Annotated in this window: 18 protein-coding genes; 4 read left to right on the top strand and 14 right to left on the bottom strand. The window is 59.1% G+C overall.

Annotated elements, in window-relative coordinates:
- Positions 1 to 11: 11 nt before the first annotated feature.
- Positions 12 to 788, top strand: a complete 777-nt coding sequence (locus B0G82_RS14115; protein ID WP_121307699.1) for an SDR family oxidoreductase — start codon at positions 12 to 14, stop codon at positions 786 to 788.
- Positions 789 to 806: 18 nt separating this feature from the next.
- Here B0G82_RS14115 and B0G82_RS14110 read toward each other — a convergent pair whose 3' ends face one another.
- From B0G82_RS14110 to B0G82_RS14065, 9 genes are all read right to left on the bottom strand, one after another.
- Entirely contained in the window at positions 807 to 1,544 is a 738-nt protein-coding gene (locus tag B0G82_RS14110; protein WP_199730088.1) for an IclR family transcriptional regulator, read from the bottom strand.
- Positions 1,545 to 1,733: 189 nt separating this feature from the next.
- Positions 1,734 to 3,296 (bottom strand): tripartite tricarboxylate transporter permease, encoded by a 1,563-nt coding sequence (locus tag B0G82_RS14105; protein WP_121307698.1) that lies wholly within the window; start codon positions 3,294 to 3,296, stop codon positions 1,734 to 1,736.
- A complete protein-coding gene (locus B0G82_RS14100; protein ID WP_121308694.1) occupies positions 3,293 to 3,778 on the bottom strand; it encodes a tripartite tricarboxylate transporter TctB family protein in 486 nt (161 codons plus the stop codon). Before B0G82_RS14100 ends, B0G82_RS14105 begins: the two co-directional genes overlap by 4 nt.
- Positions 3,779 to 3,977: 199 nt before the next feature.
- The gene (gene tcuB, locus B0G82_RS14095; protein WP_121307697.1) at positions 3,978 to 5,138 is read right to left on the bottom strand and encodes a tricarballylate utilization 4Fe-4S protein TcuB; all 1,161 of its coding nucleotides are present in this window, start codon (positions 5,136 to 5,138) and stop codon (positions 3,978 to 3,980) included.
- Complete coding sequence (gene tcuA, locus B0G82_RS14090; protein WP_121307696.1) at positions 5,125 to 6,534, bottom strand: FAD-dependent tricarballylate dehydrogenase TcuA; 1,410 nt, start codon at positions 6,532 to 6,534, stop codon at positions 5,125 to 5,127. The genes tcuB and tcuA overlap by 14 nt, the downstream gene beginning before the upstream one ends.
- Before the next feature lie 475 nt (positions 6,535 to 7,009).
- Positions 7,010 to 7,798 (bottom strand): enoyl-CoA hydratase-related protein, encoded by a 789-nt coding sequence (locus B0G82_RS14080; protein WP_241974561.1) that lies wholly within the window; start codon positions 7,796 to 7,798, stop codon positions 7,010 to 7,012.
- Between the two features lie 49 nt (positions 7,799 to 7,847).
- Positions 7,848 to 8,576, bottom strand: coding sequence for an enoyl-CoA hydratase/isomerase family protein (locus B0G82_RS14075; protein ID WP_121307694.1), 729 nt, complete (start codon positions 8,574 to 8,576; stop codon positions 7,848 to 7,850).
- 26 nt (positions 8,577 to 8,602) lie between these two features.
- On the bottom strand, positions 8,603 to 9,643 hold the full coding sequence (locus B0G82_RS14070; RefSeq protein ID WP_121308692.1) for a CDP-6-deoxy-delta-3,4-glucoseen reductase: 1,041 nt from the start codon (positions 9,641 to 9,643) through the stop codon (positions 8,603 to 8,605).
- Positions 9,644 to 9,680: 37 nt separating this feature from the next.
- Entirely contained in the window at positions 9,681 to 11,801 is a 2,121-nt protein-coding gene (locus B0G82_RS14065) for an acetate--CoA ligase family protein (RefSeq protein WP_121307693.1), read from the bottom strand.
- Positions 11,802 to 12,288: 487 nt separating this feature from the next.
- Here B0G82_RS14065 and B0G82_RS14060 point away from each other — a divergent pair, with 487 nt between their 5' ends.
- The gene (locus B0G82_RS14060) at positions 12,289 to 12,906 is read left to right on the top strand and encodes a hypothetical protein (RefSeq protein ID WP_121307692.1); all 618 of its coding nucleotides are present in this window, start codon (positions 12,289 to 12,291) and stop codon (positions 12,904 to 12,906) included.
- A 310-nt stretch (positions 12,907 to 13,216) separates the two neighbouring features.
- Here the strand turns inward: B0G82_RS14060 and B0G82_RS14055 are convergent, their stop codons facing one another.
- The 3 genes from B0G82_RS14055 to B0G82_RS14045 all read right to left on the bottom strand — a co-directional run bounded on the left by B0G82_RS14055 (position 13,217) and on the right by B0G82_RS14045 (position 17,362).
- Positions 13,217 to 15,328, bottom strand: coding sequence for a 3-hydroxyacyl-CoA dehydrogenase NAD-binding domain-containing protein (locus B0G82_RS14055; RefSeq protein ID WP_121307691.1), 2,112 nt, complete (start codon positions 15,326 to 15,328; stop codon positions 13,217 to 13,219).
- A gap of 199 nt (positions 15,329 to 15,527) precedes the next feature.
- Positions 15,528 to 16,340, bottom strand: coding sequence for an IclR family transcriptional regulator (locus tag B0G82_RS14050; RefSeq protein ID WP_241974557.1), 813 nt, complete (start codon positions 16,338 to 16,340; stop codon positions 15,528 to 15,530).
- Between the two features lie 98 nt (positions 16,341 to 16,438).
- Positions 16,439 to 17,362: a LysR substrate-binding domain-containing protein gene (locus B0G82_RS14045; RefSeq protein ID WP_121307690.1), complete on the bottom strand. Its 924-nt coding sequence runs from the start codon at positions 17,360 to 17,362 to the stop codon at positions 16,439 to 16,441.
- Between the two features lie 292 nt (positions 17,363 to 17,654).
- On the opposite strand from B0G82_RS14045, the gene B0G82_RS14040 reads away from it, so the two are divergent.
- Positions 17,655 to 18,626 (top strand): tripartite tricarboxylate transporter substrate-binding protein, encoded by a 972-nt coding sequence (locus B0G82_RS14040; protein ID WP_241974555.1) that lies wholly within the window; start codon positions 17,655 to 17,657, stop codon positions 18,624 to 18,626.
- Between the two features lie 144 nt (positions 18,627 to 18,770).
- Positions 18,771 to 20,078: an NAD(P)-dependent oxidoreductase gene (locus B0G82_RS14035; protein ID WP_121307688.1), complete on the top strand. Its 1,308-nt coding sequence runs from the start codon at positions 18,771 to 18,773 to the stop codon at positions 20,076 to 20,078.
- 100 nt (positions 20,079 to 20,178) lie between these two features.
- Here the strand turns inward: B0G82_RS14035 and B0G82_RS14030 are convergent, their stop codons facing one another.
- Positions 20,179 to 20,586 (bottom strand): GFA family protein, encoded by a 408-nt coding sequence (locus B0G82_RS14030; RefSeq protein ID WP_121307687.1) that lies wholly within the window; start codon positions 20,584 to 20,586, stop codon positions 20,179 to 20,181.
- 863 nt (positions 20,587 to 21,449) lie between these two features.
- Positions 21,450 to 22,433 (bottom strand): aldo/keto reductase, encoded by a 984-nt coding sequence (locus tag B0G82_RS14025; protein WP_121307686.1) that lies wholly within the window; start codon positions 22,431 to 22,433, stop codon positions 21,450 to 21,452.
- Positions 22,434 to 22,569 lie beyond the last annotated feature (136 nt).

Below are 22,569 nucleotides of genomic sequence, written 5' to 3'. Positions count from 1 at the left end.
GGTAGTTCATCATGGATTTGGGCATCAAGGGTAAAACCGCTCTGGTCACCGCGTCGAGCGGCGGCATGGGCCGCAACATTGCTCACGCGCTCGCGGCAGAGGGAGCAAACGTGGTCCTTTTCGCACGCTCCGAGGACAAACTGGTGGCGGTCGCGAACGAGATCACCCGGCAGCACGGGGTGAGGGCTGTTACGAAAGCTGGAGATATGCGCATAGGCAGCGACGTCGCCGCGCTCGTCGAAGTGGTAAAAGCGGAGTTTGGCGGACTGGACATTGTCGTACTGAATACGGCTCGCCCACCAAACCCTATTCGGGAGACGACCGAGGAGGTAGATATGGCGCGTTGGGACGAGGCATATCAGAATCAGCTTGCCGGTGTGTTGCAGGTAGTCAGTCAGACTATTCCGCTGATCACCACGCGCGGATGGGGCCGGGTAATTGCGATCACTTCGGCATCGGTGAAAGCGCCCATGGCTCACCATAGCCTCTCGACGGTCTTCCGGGCCGGTGTAACCGCTTATATGAAGCATCTCGCCAACGAGGTTGGCTCAAGCGGCGTCACGGTCAACTGTGTCGCGCCCGCCCTGATCGAAACCCCGCATCGCGCCGGTTCCGCCGCCTACACTCCCGATCAGGCCGAGGCGCGCAAGAAGTTGACGCCTCTTGGCCGGATGGGCACGCAAGGCGAACTTGCGGGTGTGGTGACTTTTCTGGCGTCGGTACAGGCGGGATTCATCACCGGTGCGACGATCCCGGTTGAAGGCGGGATGCTGGGATCGTTGTTCTGAACCTTTCCCAGTCCCCCCTTATTCTGCGTGCCCCCCAAACTGACGCGAGATATTCACAGCGGCTTCGACTACGAGCTTGATGAAATTCTTCTCATGCATCTCCATGCGTACGGTGGGGGCACCAACGGACAGGCAATAATGGACCTGTTCGTCAACTCCGATGATCGGTGCTGAGATTGCCGAAATACCCATCAGCCGCTCACCGTGCGAGACAGCGTAGCCAAGCTCACGGATGCGTTGGAGATCTTCGAGAAACGCCGTCCTGCTCTGCTTGGTGGCTTTCGTCGCGGCTGGTAGCAGCGGCGTCAGATCCGCCTTTGACATATACGCCATTAGCACCCTGGAGCCGGAGCCCGCCTGCAGCGGTATCTGTTCTCCTGCCTGCACCACTGCTCTCAGCGGGGCTGTGACAGTCGATATGGAATCGATGCATACACGGTTGCGGCCGCTCACCGTATGGAGGGAAACGGTTTCTTTCGTCGTTTCCGCGAGTTCCGTCATGAACGGACGGGCGATTTCGCGAATACCCAAGGTGCCGCGCACGAGACCGGCAAGCCTTGTGAACCGGAACGACAGACAGTACTGCTGGTCTTCAAGTCGAACCAGATAGCCGGCTCGCTCCAGACTCTGCACGATCCGGAAAGTGGTGGACTTCGGCAGGTCAATGCGTTCGGAGATTTCCTGAAGAGACAGGCTGCTCCTCTCAACGCTAAAACTTTCGAAAACAGCCAGAATACGTTCAACCGAGCGCATCATTTCGTAACGTTCCGTACGGGGTCAAAGACAGGCGTATGGTACATCAGCCACGGTCGCGTCAAGCAATCTGCCTTCTGTAACTTTGGCGAAGCGGGATATCGGCATCCATACAGGAACCGGGTACCAGGCCCTCCCGCACGCAATATAGCCGGCGTAAATCGAAAGCCCCGCATCTGCGGGGCTTTGGCATCATTCCTCGGTCAGCGGAGCATGAGATAACGGAGGCACCGCCACCTCCGGCGCCCCACCTTTCGAGCGCTTGCGCTTGTGCTCACGCCAGGCGAAGTAGCACTGCCCGACGACCAGCACCAGGCAGATCGACATGAACGCTGCACTGATGGGCCGTTGCGCGAAAATCGCGAGGTCGCCGCGCGACAGCAGCAGTGCACGCCGGAAATTTTCCTCGACCATGGGGCCGAGAACGTATCCGAGGAGGATGGTGGCGACTGGGAAATCCAGTGCGAGCAAGACCGCCCCAATAATCCCAAACACCAGCACCTCGCCGACTTCGAAAAGGCTGTTGTTCGTGCTGAAGACGCCGACCGCGATGAAAAAGAGCGCAGACGGATACATCAGGCGATAGGGTACCTGCAGGAGTTTTACCCAGACTCCAATCAGCGGAACGTTCAGTAGCACCAGAAGCACATTGCCGATCCAGAAACTCGCTATCAGCCCCCAGAAGAGATCGGCATGCTGCGTGATCAGTTGAGGACCCGGCTGGAATCCCTGAATCAGCAAGGCGCCTAGCAGCAGGGCCATTACCGCATCGCCCGGAATACCGAGCGTCATGGTCGGGATGAAATCAACCTGGGTCTTTGCGTGAGTAGACGCTTCAGGACTGGCCACGCCTTCAATGGCACCCTGGCCAAACCGATCCGGTCGCTTGGATATCTTCTTTTCGAGCGCGTACGCAAGGAAAGTGGTGATGGTCGGGCCGGTCCCCGGCATTGCACCAAACAGGGTCCCCACGATTGTGCCCCGGACCATCGGCCAGAAGGCCTGCTTCAGCTCGCCTCGTGTCGGCCGCATATCTCGAAGACGGACCTTGGTCTGCGTCCCCACGAAACTGATCCGGTTGACGTTGATCAGAAAGTCGGCAACCCCGAACAGCCCCATGGACAGCGCGACGAGTTCAACCTTGTCTGAAAGTTCGGCGAAGCCGAAGGTGAAACGTTCTACGCCGCTGTTGACGTCGGTGCCAACGATCCCAAGGAGCAGCCCAAAGACCGTCATTGCGATTCCTTTCAGCTTTGATCCCCGTGACATGGTCGCGCCAGCGATCAGGCCCAGCATCATGATCGAAACGATCTCGGTCGGACCGAAATCGAACGCGATCTTGACGAGCCAGGGCGAAAGAAAAATCATCACCACGATGCCTACGGATGCGGCGAAGAATGAAGACACCATCGTAATGCCCAGCGCAGCGCCTCCACGCCCCTGTTTCGTCATTGGATACCCATCGATACAGGTCACCGCGTGCGGTGGATGCGACGGCAGGTTCAGCAGGATCGCACCCAGCGCGCCGCCATACTGCGACCCATAAAAGATCCCGGCAAGCATGAGAAGCGCCGGAACAGGGTGCATTGAATACGTCAGAGGCATAAGCATTGAGATTGCCGAGAGCGCTCCCATGCCAGGAAGTACGCCAATCAGATTGCCAACCAGCACACCGACAAACGACCAGAGCAGGTTCTGCGGCATCGCTGCGACGCTGAACCCATACATGAGATCCTGCAGCGTTTGCGCGATCATACGGCACCCCACTTGAACAACGGCAACTGGATCTGCAACGCCCACCAGAACACGACTACGGCGATTGTGACCATCGCCAATGCCAGCAGGCCTGCTGACTTGAGGGTGTTACCCCGATCGCCGAGCGCCGATATAAACACCACCGCAAATGTGCCCGCGACGAGTCCGAGATACTTCGTCAGCACGACAAACGCAACCATGCCCAAGCCGATCAGAATCCACGCCTTCCATTCCGGTCGCAGCTCCTTCTTGGCAGCGGGCTTCTCGGACACGGCCTCAGCATGCACCGAGAGGTAGCCCTGAACGGCAATGCCGCAACCAACCAGGGCGAGAATCAGGCCCAGAAAGAATGGGAAAAAACCCGGCCCCATCTGAACCAGCGTACCTATGTGGTAGGCAACGGAATGCGTTAGCACTGCGATTCCTACGATGATCAGCAGTGTGCCGCCGATCAGATCCTTATGTAACAGTGTTCTGTTCACGGTGTCTCCTCCTATGAACGTCAATAACACCCAGTTCTCTCCGCCAGGAAATGATCTGCTCCTGACATGTCGCTGCGTTACCGATGGCGAGGACTTTCTTTGGATAGACTGATGATGTCCACTATCCGCCATCGGCAGCATTTCGCGCGGTCGCCCGGTCTGAAGGCCGGAACTTTGCTTCAGCTTCCTCCTTGTGCCATTACTCCTCGACCATTAACGAAGACGGTTTTCGCTTCTCGATCGCCCACCTCAGCAACGCGGCGGATCGATAGATGCCGTGGGCAAACTTTCCATAGGGCAGCGTAATAAAAAGCGCTATCACCACACCCAGATGCACGGCCAGCAGCACTGGCATCGCGCCCGTTTCCCGGAGACCCAGGAGTACTAGCCCCGTGATACCGGCCAGCCAAAGCAACGCAATGAATCCGCGGTCCATCCCCTTCTGCGATGCATCGCCGTGTAGCGGATGGCGTCTGAGATTCAGGATAAACAGCCCACTGCATCCCACGACGAGACTCGTCCCCCCGAGAGACCCCAAAAACACGGGAAGACTGGTCAGGCCGTAAGGTGCTTCCAGAGCAAAGACGTAGTGATAGAGCGTAGCGACGCAGGTCGATGCAAAACAGAGCATGAAGCCGTAGAACGTCAGATGATGAAACCGTCTCCGGGAAAGCGAATAGGTGTCGCTCTCGTTGTTACAGCCCTCGCCGTGTCCACCACCGAGGTATCTGAGCGTCAGCACTGATCCCGCTGCTTCTGCCGCTGCATCGACCGACAGCTCACCCGGACTTTCGTTTTTCCAGAATCTGCGCACACCAATCGACAGCGAGATGATGGCGAGAAGAAACACGGACCCGAAGGTAAGAGCGAGAAGATTGTGGGGGAACACGCTGTAGAAGTTTGCGCTGCCGGGTTGCGGTCTGCCTGCGATCGCGGCGAGGGCGAGAAACAGTGCAAGCCCACCGGCCAGCGCCAGCGCGACCGTCGTGCCGTTTTTCCGGTACAACGCTCCGAACGACGCGGGCCACGCATACTCCGTATAGGTGTTCACTCGCACCTTCGCCATCGCCTGCGGGACGTTGACAGCGAATTCGTGCGGTGGTGCGTACTGGCAAGCGTGCAGGCATGCGCCACAGTTGTGGCAAAGGTTCGCGAGGAAATGCACGTCCGCCCTGCCGAATTCGAGCCGTCGCGTCATTGCCGGAAATACCGCACAGAACCCTTCGCAATACCGGCAGGCGTTACAGATCTGCATGATGCGGCTGACTTCCTTCTCAGCCTGAGTCATGTCGGTCCGGGCGACGACTTCGTTTGCCGCGAGCGCTGCAGCCTCGCGGGTCAATGCTTCAAGCGACTGCATGATTGATAGCTTCCCTGTAGTGCTGCGCCGCTGCCGCGGCCTGAGTGCCGGCGATCCGGCCAAAGGCAGTTCCGATCGACATCCCCACGCCCGCCGTGTAACCCTTGCCCAGGATGTTGCCGGCCATCATCTCTCCCGCAACGAACAGGTTCCGGGATGGCTCGCCGCCGAAATGAACGGCAGCATTCGAATTCACCTTCAGGCCGAGATAGGTGAACGTGATGCCGGGACGCAGCGCATATGCGTAGAACGGCGACCGGTCCAATGGCTGAGCCCAGTGCGTCTTGGGCGGGGTTAAGCCTTCGGTGTGGCAGTCGTCAAGCACCGCATGATTGAACGTACCGGGCTGGCATGACCGGTTGTACGTCTCGATCGTCTCCAGAAATTCGTGCTCGTCGAGGCCGAGTGCCAATGCGAGCTCACGCAGCGAATTCGCTTTGGTACCCGGGAACACTGGCGGCATGAACCGACCGATCGCTTTGGAGTCGATGATCGAATAGGCTATCTGCCCAGGTTGCTGCGCAACCAGGCGGCCCCAGATCGCATAACGCTTGGGCCAGAAATCCTCACCTTCGTCATAGAACCGCTCGCCATCGCGGTTGAGCACTATGCCCAGCGACACACAGTCGACGCGCGTGCAGATTCCGCCGTCATAGAGCGGCGCGCGCGCATCGATTGCCACGCAATGCGACTGGGACGGGTCACCGATAGCATCCGCGCCAGCATCGATCATGAATTTGAGCAAAGTGCCCTGATTGAACCGGGTGCCGCGGATCAAAAAATTGTCCGCCACCCAGACACCGTTCACCTGCCCCCACGCTTCGCGCAGCCACTCGCGATTCGATTCAAAGCCACCCGCTGCAAGGACACAACTCTTCGCTTCAATGCGCTCATTGCCGATCCTTGCGGCGACAAACCGGCTGCCGTCGAGCTCAATCGAATCGACGGGTGCGTTATACCGGACAGTGACACCGATCGCCTCGGCGCTCCGGTAATAGGCGTTGACCAGCGCTTTTCCCCCTCCCATGAAGAATGCGTTGGTACGGGCTACGTGAAGAGCGCCGGAAAGGGGGGGCTGGAAGTGCACGCCTTGCTTTCGCATCCAGTCGCGGCAACTGGACGATGCGCGAATTGCAATACGAGCCAGCTCCTCGTTCGTGTTGCCGCCCGTTACCTTGAGAAGGTCCTGCCAGAATTCTTCTTCGGGATACGCGTCGACGAGCACGTCCTGTGGCGCGTCATGCATGCAGCGCAGGTTGCGCGTATGTTGCGAATTGCCGCCGCGCCACTCCCGTGGAGCCGCTTCAAGCAGAAGTACACTGGCACCCGCTTCTCGCGCCATTATTGCGGCGCAGAGTGCGGCGTTGCCTCCTCCGATTATGAGAACGTCTACCATAATAATTGTCCTATTCTGAGAGGCCATGCTACGGGCGCATTGGAGTCATCGCCACCAGCCTTCAGACAACACGTGTTCAATTTTTTTGAAGACCCAAATCCTGTCCTCGTGCATGAATTCCACAAGAGCGACTAGTCGCTGTCGCCCGCTTGCTGCAATTGCAAAGTGAACGACGGCCCGCGCCGGGCAGGCGGCAAAACGCTCCATGAGCCGTCCATATGTCGAAACAGGAAGAGTGCGATTTCGCTATCCGGATCTTTTTCGCGAACACAAACACACCTCACGCCCCATCTCACGCCGGGGGCCCTCGTCACGACGATCCGATCCTGGCACGCCGGTCCGAACCACTTGTCGATGTTCCATCTCAACGAGCGCACGATCTCTTGCATGGTCTGGTGTGATCTTGTCGAAGTCTGCTTCTGGCCTGGCTGCGAATCTCATGCGAGAGCCGGTCGAACGGGGTACTTAAGGAGCGTCATCGCCCTTTAAATTCGCCCTTACGCTTCTCCTTGTATGCCGTGATCGCTTCACGGTAGTCAGCGGTCGACTGGACCACCGCCATGAGAGCTGAAGTCGTCTCGAGGCTTGTGCGAAGATCCGTACGCATTGACTGGTACATCAGTTTCTTGATGTCGCGCGTCTGAACAGGCGGCCCTTCCGCCAGACGGGTGGCAAATGCCAAGGTCTCGTCCTGGAGGCTTTCGTCCGGCGTCACGCGGTTGACGATACCGAGCCTGTGCGCCTCGTCGGCGTTGACGAAGTCGCCGGTCCATAGCAGTTCCAGCGCCTTGGCGGGCCCAATCAGTCTAGGCAGGAAATAGCAGCCGCCGTTGCCCGGGATCAGGCCAACACGGATATAGGCCTCCGCGAACCGGGCCGATTGGGCGGCGAAGCGGATGTCACACATCAGCGACAGGTCCATGCCCGCGCCAACGGCCGCACCGTTCACGGCTGCGATCAACGGTTTCTCGAACTCCTCAATCGCCAGCGCGACCTTGTGAGTGACACGCTGGAGTCTGTGTTTTCGCTCTAGCGGCGTGGGATCCCCGCCTTCGGCCGCGCGGCGACCAAGATCGCCGCCCGAGCAGAACGCGTCTCCTGCCCCCGTAAGAACGAAACTTCCCACATCGTCGTCTTCGTTCGCGCTTTTCAGCTCGTTGCGAAGCAGCTCAAGCATGTCCTCGCTCAGCGCGTTCTTTTTCTCCGGTCGATTCAGCGTAGCAACCACTACACGACCCACCCTGCTGATTTCAAGATCCGCCACGTCCGTCTCCGTCTAAATTCGTGATGATGTTCCGCCAGTCGCCGCCCCCTTACTTCGCGACATCTTGCATCTCCGCCCGATGGCGCGCGTGCTCCCGCCGGGCTTCCTCGAGCGCGGAGCGCAAGCCGCGATTGATCCAGCGCTTGTTGTCGGCGAATGCCGCGCGGTTCTTGGTTCCCAATGCCTCTGCGATTTTTCTGGCCGACTGTTCGAGTTCACTTCTCTCGACCACTGCGCTGATCAGGCCGCGATTCAGCGCGTCCAGGGCCGGCAGCCGCCGTCCGGTCTGGACCAGGTCCGCTGCAAGAGCGCGTCCACCGAGTACCGTGAGAATGTTTGCGCCCGAAAAGGTGGCGATCCCGATATCGATTTCTGGAAGCGAGAGCGCCGAACCTTCGACGGCGACACATCCATCAGCCATCAGTGCGAGCATGGCGCCCGCACCGACAGCAAGTCCGTTCAGCGCGACGACGACTGGAATCGGCGTCGCGATCACCGAATCCTGAAGCGCCGCGAGCGCGTGAGAACGTCTCTCCCGCTGACGCGCAGCATCTCCATCCGGGGACTGCTCACGCACGTCCACTCCCGCACAGAAAAGCTTCTCGCCCTTCGCCGTAAGAACCACGGCCTGAGTCCTATCGTCAGCGCCGGCGTGAACAATCGCGGACGTGATCCCTTCCATCATGGCCACCGTCATGGCATTCGCCTTCTCTGTGCGGTCGATCTCGATCCACAGTTGCGAATCCCGCTTGCCGATTTTCAGCCCATCTAACGACATACCAACTCCTCAGTTTTTTTGCGTATTCAAGCCGAGGGTTCTGCGCCGGACACGAAAATGTCAGCGAAGAACTCGTCTTCAGGCAGCCCGCGTCGCTCGGTAAAGTCTCTCCTGGCGGAGAGCACAACTACTGGCGCTCCGCACGCGTAGACCTGAAACGACGAGAGGTCCGCGAAGTCCTTCATCACCGCTTCGTGAACGAATCCCGCACGCCCTTTCCATTCGTCTTCTGTATGGGCATCGGAGACGACCGGGATGTAGCTGATTCCGTGGTCTGCCCAGGATCGGGCGAGTGAATCGAAGTACAGGTCGTGGGGCCGCCGGCCGCCCCAGTACAGTGTCATCTGTCGGCCAGTGCGCTTTCGCAGTTCATGCTCGATGATGGACTTGATCGGAGCGAATCCGGTGCCACTTGCCAGTAGGATCATTGGCTTGTCGGAATCGTCGCGCACGAAAAACGTGCCAAACGGACCCTCCAGTCGAAGGAGGTCGCTCTCCTTCAACTTGCCGAATACGAAGGTACTCAACGGTCCGCCGTAATTGCGAAGATGCAATTCGATAAAGCCTTCATCCTCTGGCGAGTTGGCTATCGACAGGCTGCGCCTGATTCCACCGGGGATCAGCAGGTCGATATATTGCCCCGGAAGGAATCTGAACTGCACGTTCGCTGGCAGCTTGAGCCGGATCCGCATGACGTCGTCGGCGAGCCGTTCCAGCGCAGCGACGCGGCACGGTGTCTTTTTAACCGGATAGCCCTCGACGGACGGGACGGTCCGGCATTCCACCGTCACATCCGATGCCGGCGTCGCCTGACACATCAGGACATAGCCCTGCGCTGCTTCCGAAGCCGACAGGCCCGCATACTGTGCTTCGCCATGCTCGCAGGCCCCAGCCGTCACCCTGGCCCTGCACGATCCGCAGACACCACTCTGACAGCTGTAGGGAACGGGAAAGTTTGCCGCCAGCGCCGCCGCGAGGATCTTCTCTCCACGACGGACCTCAAGCGCGCAATCGAGCGGCTGGAACGTGACGGTGTGGCGTTCAGCGCGAACTGTTTCGTCATTCATGGAAAGATCAACAGGTAGTTCCACAATGGCCATCCGTTCAATGACCCGGGAACGACACGGGCACGATCAATGCGTCGGCCGCCAGGACGCCTTCCGGCAGAACGAAAAGCGGGTTGACATCGATCTCGGATACGCCATCGCGGTGCTCCCACGCAAATCGGGAAAGTGCTGCAAGCGCTTTCGAGGTGGCATCGACGTCGAGCGCCGGTTTGCCTCGAGCCCCGTCCAGAATCGGACGACACCGCAATTCGTCAAGCATCTGTCGCGCGACCGCTTCATCGAAGGGCGCGAGACGACACGACGAGTCGCGCATCAGCTCGGCGTAAATCCCGCCAGCTCCGACCACCACGACGGGACCAAACACTTCGTCGTTCACCACACCAGCGATCAGTTCGAATCCGTCCTTGACCATCTGGGAGACCATGACGCCTTCGATTCGCGCGTCGGGGACGTGAGACTGCGCGTTCGCGCGAACTTCGGCGATGGCCGCCTCAAGTTCCTTCGGATCACGGACTCCGACCTTGACGCCGCCAATTTCCGTTTTATGAGCGATATCTGGAGATACGATCTTCACGACGACAGGCCATGACAACGGGTCCGGCAAGCTTTTGTCGGCGGCAGTCACCAGTACATCACGCGTGACCGGAATACCTGCGCGCGACAGGATGTCCTTGGACTGCGCTTCGGACAGTTTGCCGGACCAGCCCGAGAGAACGTCTTTCAATGACTGGCCGGGGCGGGAATCTGCAGATTCGAAGCTGGCCACCTGGTTTCGTGCGGCGTCGTAGCGGGCAAGCATCGCCAGCGCTTTTGCCGCGCGGGACGGCGATGGGAAGAGAGGCACTGCTGCAGTATCGAGTAGTCTGATGGCGTCGACCAGCTGGTCACGGGGAGCCGATGAAAATACGCAGACAGGCTTGGCCGTCCCCTTTGCCACATCGGCGATCACTTCGGCTGCAGCGGCACTGCCGGCGCTCCCCGTCGTTGCCAGGTTCACGCAAAGGGCATCCACTCCGGGATCGGCAAGTGTGACCTCGATAGCCGTGCGCAGCTTGTCGCGATTGCCCGCGGAAAAATAGCCTGCAGTCAGGTCGATCGGGTTGTGCACCGCGCCGATATTCGGCACCACCTCCGCGAGCAACCTTTCCGTTTCTTCCGCAAGATTCGCGAGATGGAGCCCCTCGGGTTCACCCGCATCCGCAAAAACGATGGCCGAGCCGCCGGAAACACCCATGACAGCAATCCCGCCGCTGGCTGGATATTTCTTCGCCGCGAAGGCCTTGAGGAAGTCGACCGCTTCGTGGATCTCCCTGACTTCGACGATGCCCGTCTGCTTGAAGAGCGCACGGTAGAAATCGTAGCTGCCGGTCATGCTCGCGGTATGCGAAGCGGCTGCCCGCGCACCCTCTTCAGTGACTCCGCCCTTCCAGAGCAGAACCGGCTTGCCAGCCGCAAGCGCGCGTCTGCCGACATCGAGTAGTGACCGGCCATCCTTCGTACCTTCGATGTACGCGAGGATGATCCGGGTTTCATCATCGTCGAGCAGCGCGTCGATCAGTTGTACGGTGTCTACGTCCGTCTCGTTACCGGTAGCGATCACATGCCGAAATCCGATGTCTGCCTCGGCACAGGCCAGCGCGAGGCTGTATCCGAAACCACCACTCTGGGTGACGAGGGAAACACCCCCCTTCTTCAGCTTGGGTTCCCGTGTGATGCTCCCGAACGCTGCAAATACCTGTGAGTGAATGTTTGCGAAGCCCAGACAGTTCGGGCCGATGATGCGGATTCCCGCCGCTCTTGCGACCTGCAGCATCTCACGCTCGCGCTCGACGCCTTCGGGGCCGCTCTCGCGAAAGCCGCCGCTTAGAACCACGACATACGGGACCGCCTTTTCCGCACATGCCTTCAGGACCGGAATAACGCCTTTGGCTGGCACACCGATCACGACCAGGTCGATCGACTCAACGATGTCGCTTACCGCACCGTAACACTTGAGACCATCGAACTCCGCGTACTTCGGATTGACCGGATAGATTTGCCCCTGATAACCGTTCTTGACAAGCGCACGAACAGCTTGCGAACCCGGGCGGCCCGCTTCGTCCGACACCCCGACCACCGCGATCGACCGCGGTTCGAGAAGATATTTGAAATCGTTCATTTCCGATCCGTCTCCAGCTGGTTGTTCCTGAAAAGTCTGCAGAGCGATTTCTCCGCGGCCGCTCCATTACTTCGCGAGCGATCCAATGGTTCCGACTGTAGACCTTAGGGCAGTCGTCGTCAACAAAAATGAAATGCGTTCCGATGAATGAAACTTGCGTGCCGACACACGCTGGCACACGCCACAATTCAAGGCGTCATCATTCAAATCATTGGTTTCACTGATTGGAATCGGTGCTGTTCCTCAAAACTCATGCTACGATGCCATCGTGGTTTGCCAGATGCCGGCGAACGCAACAAGCATCGCAGAGCGATCTGCGGACGATGGCAGATTCAAGGAGACTTAAATGATCTACACACGAAGCGGCGCCGACGCTCTTTCCAGAAGAGACGTCGTGGTTTCTCCGGGCACCGGAAACCAGCATTGGGGAACGGTGTTTTTTGGCCCTCGCAGTTCGAACGCTGCAGGCTCAGGACCGCAGGCCACCATGTCGGAACTGCAACCGCACGAGTCGGTTGTTTCCCATTTTCACGGTGTGACGATGTTCCAGATGTTCATCGCCGGCTCAGGGACGCTCGGGAACAAGCAACAGCCGCTCGAGCCGCTGACCGTGCAGTTCAAGGATCACCACACTGCTTACGGCCCGATCGTCGCAGGTCCGCAGGGTCTGTCGTTTGTCGCGATGCGGATGTACACCGGCAACTCGCAGCCGGTGTATCTGAACAAGGAAGGTTATCGGGACCAGCTCAAGCCGAGTAAGCGCCGTCATCTGACCTCGGAACGCGTGCGCTTCTCCATCGAGCCGGTGCTGAAGGAACGGGCCGAGCCCGTCTGGGAAACGCTTCTGAGAGACGACTCGGACGGCATGCATGCGCAGATCGTTCGACTCGGTGCCGGCCAGAGCGTCGAAGGCCCAGATCCAAAGGCCGCTGCCGGTTACTACGTATTCGTCGGCAACGGCACCCTCCTGCACAACGACGAAGAACTTCCGCTCTGGTCCATGGTTGTCGTCGAGCCAAACGAAGAAAAGTTCACGATCCGCTCCGGCGACAAGGGACTCGAGGCGCTGGTCCTCCAGTACCCGCGCGAGGAAAACAACGCCTGACCCTGCGGGCTTTCACGCCGGACCCCGGAGACACGTAAGCTGTCTCCGGGGTCTTAACTTTTCGTTTGGCGAAGGTTCGGACGGCGTTTCAGGCACGCGTCTGCCTCACCGACGCAACGAGGCAGGATCAGCCGATTGCCTGGCCGTCGAGCATCTATCGGGAAATGACTGCAGCGGCAGTGTCAGATATGAGCGATGCCGGTGTTGCCGGTGCCGGCAGACATAGGGCATTCATCACAACGCTGAAGGTTGGTGCGACGAGACCTTCGATCCCCTGTCACATGAACCGAAGGTCATTGGCCACGCGATATCAGACGCCCGGCGCGCGGAGGTCGCGCAGCTGAGATCCCGCAGCCGCAGCTTCGAGCAGGAGGCGTCCCGGCTTCCAGCGTTTGCCGAACTGCTCGTACCATGCCTGAACCTGCTGGCCAACCTTGCCTGCCCCGACGGTATCCGCCCAATACATCAGGCCGCCCCGGTGTCGAGGAAATCCGAAGCCGTACAGCCACATCACGTCGACGTCGCTCGCGCGGTACGCTTTTCCATCCTCGAGAATCTTGCAGACCTCGTTGACTGACGCGAAGAGCAGGCGCTGAAGAATCTCGTCGTCCGAGAACTCCCGCTGTTCGATGCCGAGTTCGCGTGCCACGCCCGCAATGATGGTGTCGACCTCAGGGTCCACGATCGGTTTCCGGTCGCCAAGGTTGTATCGGTACCAGCCGGTGCCGTTTTTCTGACCCTTGCGGCCAAGTTCAACCATTCGATCAGGCACGTGAAGTTTGCGATAGGTGGGGTCGACAGCCGCCCGCCGTTTCCGGGTGTCGTAGCTGACATCGAGACCTGATAGGTCGCTGACCGCGAACGGCCCCATTGGATACCCGAACGCCTTCATGACGCGATCGATCTGATCTGGTCGAGCACCTTCTTCGAGCAGCAACATCGCCTCCGTGACCAGCGGCGCACGGCTGCGGTTTGCGGCAAAACCGTCGCACGATCCCGCAACGACGCTTACCTTGTTGAGGTCGCGTCCGAGCCGCGCGGTACGCAGGATGGTCTCGACAGAGCTACTAGTGCCTCGCACCACCTCGCACAGCTTCATGACGTTTGCCGGAGCGAAGAAGTGTGCGCCCGCCACGTCGGCTGGCCGGCGCGTTACGTTGGCCATCGTATCGATATCGATCGCCGAGGAGTTGGTCAGCAAGAGCGCACCCTCCTTCATTACGCTATCGATTTTTCCGAAGACTTCCTTCTTGAGGTCGATGCGCTCGAAAACCGCCTCAATCACCACATCCGCGTCACCGATCTGTTCATAGTCCATCACCGGCTGGATGTACGCGAGGCTCTCGTCCATCTCGCCCTGTGTCAGACTGCCTCGGTTCACTCTCGTCGCATAAGTGTCCCTGATTTTCTGCATTCCGCGATCGCTGCCCTCCTGACTTGCTTCCAGCACTTTCACTGGAATGCGGGCGTCGGCGAAACAGATGGCAATCCCTCCGCCCATCGTTCCTGCTCCAATCACGGCAGCGCTGCGAACCGGCTCGGGCTTGTAGTGGTCCGGCTTGCCCGGAATCTTTGCGGCTTCGCGCTCCGCAAAAAATGCATAACGGAGCGCCTTCGCCTCATCGGAACTTTCGAGTTCTGCGAAAAGCGACTGTTCAAGCGCGATGCCTTCCTCGAAGGATCCGTTCATCGCCATTTCGATACAGGCCAACGCGCTGTGTGATGCCTTGACGGATCGCGCCTTCCTGGCGGCTTCGTCTCGCGCAGGTGTCCACTCTTGCGGATTGCCTTTCGCATGCTCGATCCGCTCGCGCATGTCGCGAACGCGGCGCACGCCCAGACCCTGAGGGAGCCTTTTTACAAAGTCCAGGGCTTGCGCGAGGACGAGTTCGTCGGCGACGACGCGATCGATCAGACCCAATTCCAGAGCGTCTTTTGCAGACACGTGGCGGCCACTAACGATGATGTCGATGGCCGCTTTCGGCCCAACAAGCCGTGTAAGCCGTTGCGTGCCTCCGCCAGCAGGGATTACGCCGATCTTCACCTCCGGCAAACCCAGTTTTGCGTCCGGAGAGGCGAACCGGTAGTGACATGCGAGCGCATGCTCCAGACCTGCGCCCAATGCGTAGCCGCGGATCACCGCCACGACCGGCTTCTGGCTGGCGTCCAGCGCTGCAGTGCTGACCGACGATGAGACTTTGCGCTCTTTGCCGAACTGCCGGATATCGGCCCCCGCCACGAAATTGCTCCCGCCGCCTGTCAGAACGACGCCTTTCACTGAGTCGTCGGCATTCGCACGCTCGAGACATTCGATCAGGCCCTCCCGCATCCCGGGCGCGAGCGCGTTCACCGGGGGATTACTTAGCGTTATCACCGCTACGCCATCAACGACCTTATATCCAACTAACGTTTCTTCCGACATCGCCGGTCTCCTTTCAGCAAAAATCCGGTTCCGAGCGCGCGATACCCGATAGCAAAGTCCCTGTAGCGTGTGTCGACCTACGCCGAACCACCGTGAGGGCAACTTCCCGCCCGCATACAAATGCGTTCGATGTTATCACGCGTTCTACTGGACAGCATCGGTTTCGATAGATGAAACGTGAACGAAGATTTTTGCGAAGTCAGCCGCTGATGCGATGGGTGATCTTTCCTGTATTTTTCGCGAGAAACTGTGTTGCCTCATGAAGATCCACCGTCGCGGCGCCGAACTGGCGTGAGATATCGGCTGCGGCAACCAGAATGCTGCGTACGATTTCATCCTCGTTGATCTTCATCCGAACGGTGGGAGCGCCAACCGAAATGCAATATCTGACCTGGTCCTCCGAATCGCGAATCGGCGCAGAAATCGCTGAAATGCCGAGAAGACGCTCCCCATGAGACACAGCAAACCCCTGAGTGCGGATCTTCTCCAGCTCCCTCTCAATTTCGGCCCTCGGCCTTCTTGTCACTCGCGCGACGTCGACAACCATCGCAGACAGCTTCTCCGGTGGCATGTACGCCATCAAGACCTTCGAACCAGCTCCCGCCACCATTGGCACCTGCTCGCCAGGTTGGGCGACCATCCTGAGCGGCGCGGCGACAGTTGCCACCGCGTCGATACAGATCCGATAGCTACCGGAAAGCGTGTGCAACGATGCCGTCTCGCGAGTGCGATCGGCAAGCTGAAGGAGGACCGGCCGAGATATCTCACGAATCCCCAAAGTGCTGCGGACGTGTCCCGCCAGACGGGTGAACTGGAACGACAGGCAATACTGCTGATCTTCAAGGCGCACCAGATATCCCGCTTTCTCCAGGCTCTGGACGATACGGAACGCCGTCGACTTGGGAAGTGCGATGCGGTCCGCTATTTCCTGAAGCATCAGACTCGTCCGGTCCACGCTGAAACTTTCAAACACTGCCAGGATGCGTTGCACCGAGCGCATGGTCTCTTTCACGGAAAAACCTCTCGAAATATTCGACTCCAGCCTCGCGTGGCACATCACGCAACCCACGCCGACCGGAAAGCCAACTCCTCAATGGACGTTCGCGCTGGTTAGATCAGCGCGGTCACCCCGAGCCAGTGCCCATCATCGACCTGCTTTAGCGCCACCTCCCGTAACACAAGACGCGCCGCCAGACCGGACGGTGTCAACTCCTCATCCGCCAGAGACGCGACAAGATTGAGCCGGCTGAGTGTGGTCCCAAGGATCGGCACCGTGTGTAGCTTTGATCCCTTGCAGCGCTCCAGGGCTGCGGCTGGTTGAATCGTCACGCCCATGCCACTGCTGACGGCCTCCATCAGCGTTGCGAGTCCGTCTATTTCGGCAGTCACGTTCATCGCGGAGCCGACCCGCGAAAAAGCGCCATCCACTAGCGATCGCAGTCCGTGAGGACTGCTGGGGAGGATCAGCGGAAATTGCGCCAACTCGGCGATGTCATACCCGGATGGGTCGGCGGGGACTGGCAATGTGTCAGCCGAAATCACATAAAGCCGCTCGGAAAGCAGTGGAACGGTCTGGACACGCTTGGCCCGCGATCCGCCGAAGATGATCGCTACGTCGATCTGTCGCGACGAGAGCAACGATTCCAGGTTGCCGGACAGGCTCTCGACGATGCGAACCCCGACGTCTGGATACCGGGACCTCATCTCCCGAAGGAAGGGCAGCGCAACCACGCCTGAGGTGCTTGGCGCGAGTCCCACCGACGCCTCGCCGGACAGACGCCCCAGTTGAGCCGCCCTTGCCGCGTCGTCGGTCATGCGCAGGATCAATTGCGCTTTGTGCCAGAAAGCGAGACCCGCGTTTGTGGGCTGCACTCCATTCTTGGTGCGTTTCAGAAGTCGCACGCAAAGCTCGCTTTCCAGACGACTGACTTGCTGGCTTAGCGCAGATGTAACGAGATCGAGCTCAATGGCAGCTCGCCCCATGCTACCGCTCTGGACGACCTGCACGAAATAGCGAAGCTGCCGGATTTCCATATGCATTGCCTTATTCAGCGCCACCCGACGGGTCGGTGCGTCATCGTCGTCGCAGCGGGAGCCGACGCAATCAACCGTCGATGCGACATAGCGAATACCTAACCCAGCGCGAATCAGGATCGCTCTCGCGCCACACACAAGCTAGTTTCGACTATCGGAACTCGTACCATTTTAAATACTTTACCGCATCAAACAGGCAAACTGTGAGAAATTTAATTGACCGTGATCGGAGGAGGGAGACATGCGCAGGCTTTGGAGATTCAGGGCTTTTGGACCCTTGCTTGGAGTGAGCATGTGGATGTGGATTTTCGCAGCCGCGTTCATCTCGGGACACGCACGCGCAGAAAGCTATCCGGTCCGACCGGTGAGGCTACTCGTGGGATTCAATGCGGCAGGCGCCACTGATACGATCGCCCGATACTATGCGTCAAAACTCAGCGACGTCCTGCGGGCAAACGTCTACATCGAGAACCGCCCTGGCGCGTATCAGATGATTGCGATACGGAATCTGAAGTCCGCGCCGGCCGACGGGTACACGCTGTTCCTGATCACCGGTAGCGCCGCGTCCCAGTACCCCGGCCTGCAGAAGGACCTTCCGTACGATCCGGTTAGAGATTTTTCGTTCATCGGTCTGGTCGGCGAGGCGCCAGGCGTGATTGTTGCCAGCCCGTCCCTCCCCGTCGCCGACATTTCAGAACTTGTGAAATACTGCAAGGCTCACCCCACCTCGCTGAACTTCGGGTCGTCCGGCATCGGCTCGGCCAGCCATATACAGATGGAGTATCTGTCGAGCCTCGCCGGAATACGGATGACGCACATTCCGTTCAAGGCTGACGCCGAAATCATCACGGCCCTGCTCTCCGGTTCGGTACAGATCGGGATGACACCCATTCAGGGAGCGCTCCCGTCGATTCAGAGCGGCATGGTGCGCGCCCTTGCAGTTACGGGTAACAGACGCGTCGCCTCGCTGCCCAATGTCCCCGCGCTAGGGGAAGCGAAGATCGCCGGCCTGGGGAACGTCGACCCTTACACATACTACGTGCTGGTTGGACCAAAGGGGCTTCCTGCGGACGTTATCCAGAAACTGAACAGTGCGATCAACACTGTGTCCCGCATGCCCGAGACGGTCACCTATATGCACAAGCTCGGGTACGAGCCAGGTATCAGCACGCCCCAATCTGTGAAGGACTACGTCCTTCGGGACACGAAAAAATGGACTGACTTCCACGCAGCGACGAACTTTGATTTACACATTGGCCAGTGAACCATGGTTCCGACTAACGGAATCAATACCGATAAATGATTCGCGTGTTACGATCCCTTCAAAGAAGCTAGAGCTTCTGCGTTACGGGATCATCTTCGCGGGAAGCATCCCGACAAGAACCAGATACCATCATGTGAGGCGACAATGAACATCGGATATATAGGGCTCGGCGCGCTGGGTGGCCAGCTTGCCCGGCGATTCCTGAAAGACCATCAATTAACGGTTTGGGACATCAGCGCCACTGCGGTGGGAGAACTCGCGTCCCTTGGCGCCAACGTGGCGCCCACTGCGGCTGAGCTCGCGAAGCGCTCTGACGTGGTCTTCCTCTGCCTGCCGCGCAGCGCCGATGTAAAGAACGCGGTGTTCGCCCCGGATGGGCTTGCAGCGGGGTTAAGCCCCGGAAAAATCGTGGTCGATCAGACTAGCGGTGTGCCCGAAGAAACCCGCGAGATCGCGGCCGCGCTCTCTGAGTCTGGCGTGCTGATGATGGACGCGGCGGTATCGGCAAGTCCACAGATAGTTCCGACGGGAAATGCAAACCTTATGGTGTCGGCGCCTGCCGAGGTTCTGGATCGCGCAGACCCGGCGCTTCGGGCGATCACGGACAAAATTTTTCGCTGTGGATCGCGGGTGGGTGACGGCCAAGCCATGAAAACCGTCAACAACGCGATGAACGCGGGCAACCGTCTCGGCGTCCTTGAGGTGCTGGCATTTGGCCGAAAATCCGGACTCACGCTTGAGGCAATGGCGGACCATCTTTCAGACGGTGAAGCGCGCTGTCAGATCACCGACCGTATGTTGCCAGCCCTTCTTCAAGGCAAGGCATCGACCGATTTTGCGCTGTCCCTGATGCTGAAGGACATCTATCAAGCGCTATCGCTTGGCATGAAGCACCACACTCCAATGCCGATCACCGGTATTGCACAAGGTCTCCTGCAGATTGGCGGGAATCTGCAGGGCCCCCAAGCTCGCCTCGAAGATATGGTGAAGATCATTGGGTCAATGGCAGGCTCGATCATTGCCGGCGATGCAGCTGAGTCCGCAGTCGCACGGCGCATAACCAGCGGGGCCGGCATGCCGGAAACCATCGCCAGTATCATTGCGTCGCAGTCCCGCGCGATTTCCTACGAATGCATCTCTGCTGGCCTGAATTACGGGCTGCAACTGAAAGACATGAGCCAGGTCCTGCATAGCAGTTCGGGCTGGAGTATCGGGTCACGAAACATCTTTAGCGAACTGATCAACGGCGAACAACCGAGCAGCTTGTCTGTCGACGATGCGGTACAGCATCTTCAGGAAGGGTGTTCACTCGCTGGCCGAATCGGTGTTCCGTTGATGATCGCAAACGGGACGCGCACTATCTTCGAGCAGATGCGCGGCCAGTTCGGACATGGAAAGCGCGTCCATGAGCTCTCTCTGCTCTACCCCGCTACCGCTCGCGATGCGACTTGATTCACCCGGTGCAGATGATGCCGGCTTAACACGGGTCTTTAATCGAACCGCATGGTCTCTGTAGAGAGGGCCAGCGGTTCTTCGACCTTCATTTCCTCTTCTACGGCTGCCCATCGAATTCCTCCGTGCCTTCGATGGGAGGCAGCCACGCGAACTTCCTCTTCGTCCAGATCTGCCGTGTTGGCTTCTGCAATTCATATCTCTGTTCGAGCGCGCCCACTCGCAGCGAATAAGCCTGTGCGTTTTCTGCTGCCGACGAATAAACAGGCCCACCGCACGTTTCACAGAACGCGTGGATGCGCCTGTTTCCTCGCTCCGATATCCTCAGATAAGTCTTCGGCGTCCCTTTTACCAGGCGGAATGTGTCTGCAGGCGCTGATATGTTCATCCTGAACACGGAACCCGACTGACGTTGGCAGTCCGAACAATGGCAGATGGAAGCTGTACCAGACTCCACCTCTGCCTCATAAACAATCGCTCCACACAGACATCGACCTTCGACTCGCATTCTCGCCTCCCTCTATCGTGGTTGGATTCCAGGCGAGAATTTGTCTCGCCGGCTTTCACTATAGGAGCGGGATCATTGCACAGGCAAGTTGATTTCCTGCCACTGGTGTTATCGAGTCCGTCTGCGCCATTCAATTCGTCGAGACTGAATGTCTTATGCACGGTATTGTGCTCGGTGCACAGGCAGCGATCGCACTGAGGCCGCGTGGCGGACCGATCCGCTGCTGGCGGGGGGCAAGGCAAAGCTATACGGTCGTTATCCGAGCAAGGGTTCGGCGGATCCAGCATCGATTCGGCCATTCGCAAGGAACTTCTGCGTGCCGTCGAGCCGATTAGCAATCGAAGCCTGTCCAGCAGGGCGAGCAAATGCACATCGATACTCTAAACAAGCAGCGACGGATTGTGGAACTCGAGCTACCGCGAACGGACGTAACGAAGTCGGCATGGCGAAACAAATCCATAGTCCTCCGCAATTATTCCGGCCTAAGCAGCACTGTTTGCCGGCACAGTCGCTCCCAGGTCCGATAAGCAAACTTTGCCCTATCGGCACTATCGAGGGCGAGTCCGTTCGCGAAACCTTTTGCGTCACCTTCCGGCCGGTACTGGTAAGGGTGGTCGATGGAGAAAAGGATGCGTTCGGTACTGACGGTTTCAATCGCGCGCTGCAGATACTGCGCCGGGAAGGGTCAGCCACGCGCCCTTGATATCGGCCGGCAGCACATGTTCTTCGATGCCCACGACTCTCATTGCCACACTCCTCTACCGCAATCGAATGTCTGCCACGGGCTGGAACCGCACGGCCGATGCAAAACGGCCGATCTGCTGCATTCCTGGAGCTCACGCCGGCATCGCACATCGTCCGCCCTATTGCCCGGAAAAGCGCAGCATGGCCTCCGGGTAGCGAGCCCCCTGGACGACAATGTTCGCCTGCCGGATCATGTCGAGGTCGTCCTGATCCACCCTTACGTTTAGCGCGCCGATGTTCTCCTCGAAGCGTTCGAGCTTGCGCGTGCCGAACAGCGGCACGATCCACGGCTTTTGTGCCAGCAGCCACGAGAGCGCTATCTGGGCCGGTGTCGCGCCGTGTTTCTGTCCGATTCTGCGGATAAGATCCACCAGCTTCTGGTTAGCGGCGCGGGCCTCATCGGCAAACCGCGGCGTTTGCGCACGGATATCGGAACTGTCGAACGTTGTGTTGACGTCGATGCGGCCTGTCAGAAAACCCTTGCCAAGCGGGCTATACGGCACCAGCCCGATGCCGAGCTCTTCGAGCGTTGGGATGATCTCCGCCTCGGGCTCGCGGGTCCACAATGAATACTCGCTCTGCAGCGCCGCGAGCGGTTGCACCGCATGCGCGCGGCGAATCGATTGTGCACTCGCCTCGGACATGCCGAACCACAGCACCTTGCCCTCGGTTATCAAATCTTTCACCGTGCCGGCGACGTCTTCCATTGGCACTTCGGGGTCAACCCGGTGCTGATAGTACAAGTCGATATGGTCAGTACGCAGACGCCGCAAGCTACCCTCAATGGAGCGGCGGATCTGAGCCGGCTTGCTGTTGACTCCGCCCCGGTGTTCGCCTGTGTCCTGGTCGATGTCCCAGCCGAACTTGGTCGCTACCCTGACCTTGTCACGCATGGGTGCGAGCGCCTCACCCACCATCTCTTCATTGGTCCACGGGCCATAGACTTCTGCGGTGTCGAAGAAGTCCATACCGTGCTCGACGGCCGTGCGAATGAGGGCGATCATCTCCGTACGGTCGGGCAATTCCCGCGCCTTGCCGTAGCCCATCGCCCCGAGAGACAAGGCCGACACTTCAAGCCCTTGGCCAAGTTTGCGCGTGATCATGCCGCATCTCCTGTTTTGTCGCGTGGTGTGACGCAAACCGTTGCAGCGCGTCTAGCAGGCTGTTGAAAAGCGCCCCGTCATGACGACCGAAGCTATGTTCAGGAGACTTGCGCGTGCAATTTCCCGCTGAATTACC

Source organism: Paraburkholderia sp. BL17N1, assembly GCF_003634175.1.
Classification (GTDB): Bacteria; Pseudomonadota; Gammaproteobacteria; order Burkholderiales; family Burkholderiaceae; genus Paraburkholderia.
Note: the sequence above shows the minus strand (reverse complement) of the source record. Positions and strands in the feature narration are given on the sequence as shown.

Coding starts and splice junctions, on each gene's coding strand:
- B0G82_RS14045 (WP_121307690.1), bottom strand. CDS start 17,362: ATGGAAATCCGGCAGCTTCGCTATTTCGTGCAGGTCGTCCAGAGCGGT.
- B0G82_RS14105 (WP_121307698.1), bottom strand. CDS start 3,296: ATGATCGCGCAAACGCTGCAGGATCTCATGTATGGGTTCAGCGTCGCA.
- B0G82_RS14065 (WP_121307693.1), bottom strand. CDS start 11,801: ATGAACGATTTCAAATATCTTCTCGAACCGCGGTCGATCGCGGTGGTC.
- B0G82_RS14060 (WP_121307692.1), top strand. CDS start 12,289: ATGTCGGAACTGCAACCGCACGAGTCGGTTGTTTCCCATTTTCACGGT.
- B0G82_RS14075 (WP_121307694.1), bottom strand. CDS start 8,576: ATGTCGTTAGATGGGCTGAAAATCGGCAAGCGGGATTCGCAACTGTGG.
- B0G82_RS14115 (WP_121307699.1), top strand. CDS start 12: ATGGATTTGGGCATCAAGGGTAAAACCGCTCTGGTCACCGCGTCGAGC.
- B0G82_RS14025 (WP_121307686.1), bottom strand. CDS start 22,433: ATGATCACGCGCAAACTTGGCCAAGGGCTTGAAGTGTCGGCCTTGTCT.
- B0G82_RS14030 (WP_121307687.1), bottom strand. CDS start 20,586: ATGCGAGTCGAAGGTCGATGTCTGTGTGGAGCGATTGTTTATGAGGCA.
- B0G82_RS14110 (WP_199730088.1), bottom strand. CDS start 1,544: ATGATGCGCTCGGTTGAACGTATTCTGGCTGTTTTCGAAAGTTTTAGC.
- tcuB (WP_121307697.1), bottom strand. CDS start 5,138: ATGCAGTCGCTTGAAGCATTGACCCGCGAGGCTGCAGCGCTCGCGGCA.
- tcuA (WP_121307696.1), bottom strand. CDS start 6,534: ATGGTAGACGTTCTCATAATCGGAGGAGGCAACGCCGCACTCTGCGCC.
- B0G82_RS14040 (WP_241974555.1), top strand. CDS start 17,655: ATGTGGATGTGGATTTTCGCAGCCGCGTTCATCTCGGGACACGCACGC.
- B0G82_RS14035 (WP_121307688.1), top strand. CDS start 18,771: ATGAACATCGGATATATAGGGCTCGGCGCGCTGGGTGGCCAGCTTGCC.
- B0G82_RS14055 (WP_121307691.1), bottom strand. CDS start 15,328: ATGTCGGAAGAAACGTTAGTTGGATATAAGGTCGTTGATGGCGTAGCG.
- B0G82_RS14070 (WP_121308692.1), bottom strand. CDS start 9,643: ATGAATGACGAAACAGTTCGCGCTGAACGCCACACCGTCACGTTCCAG.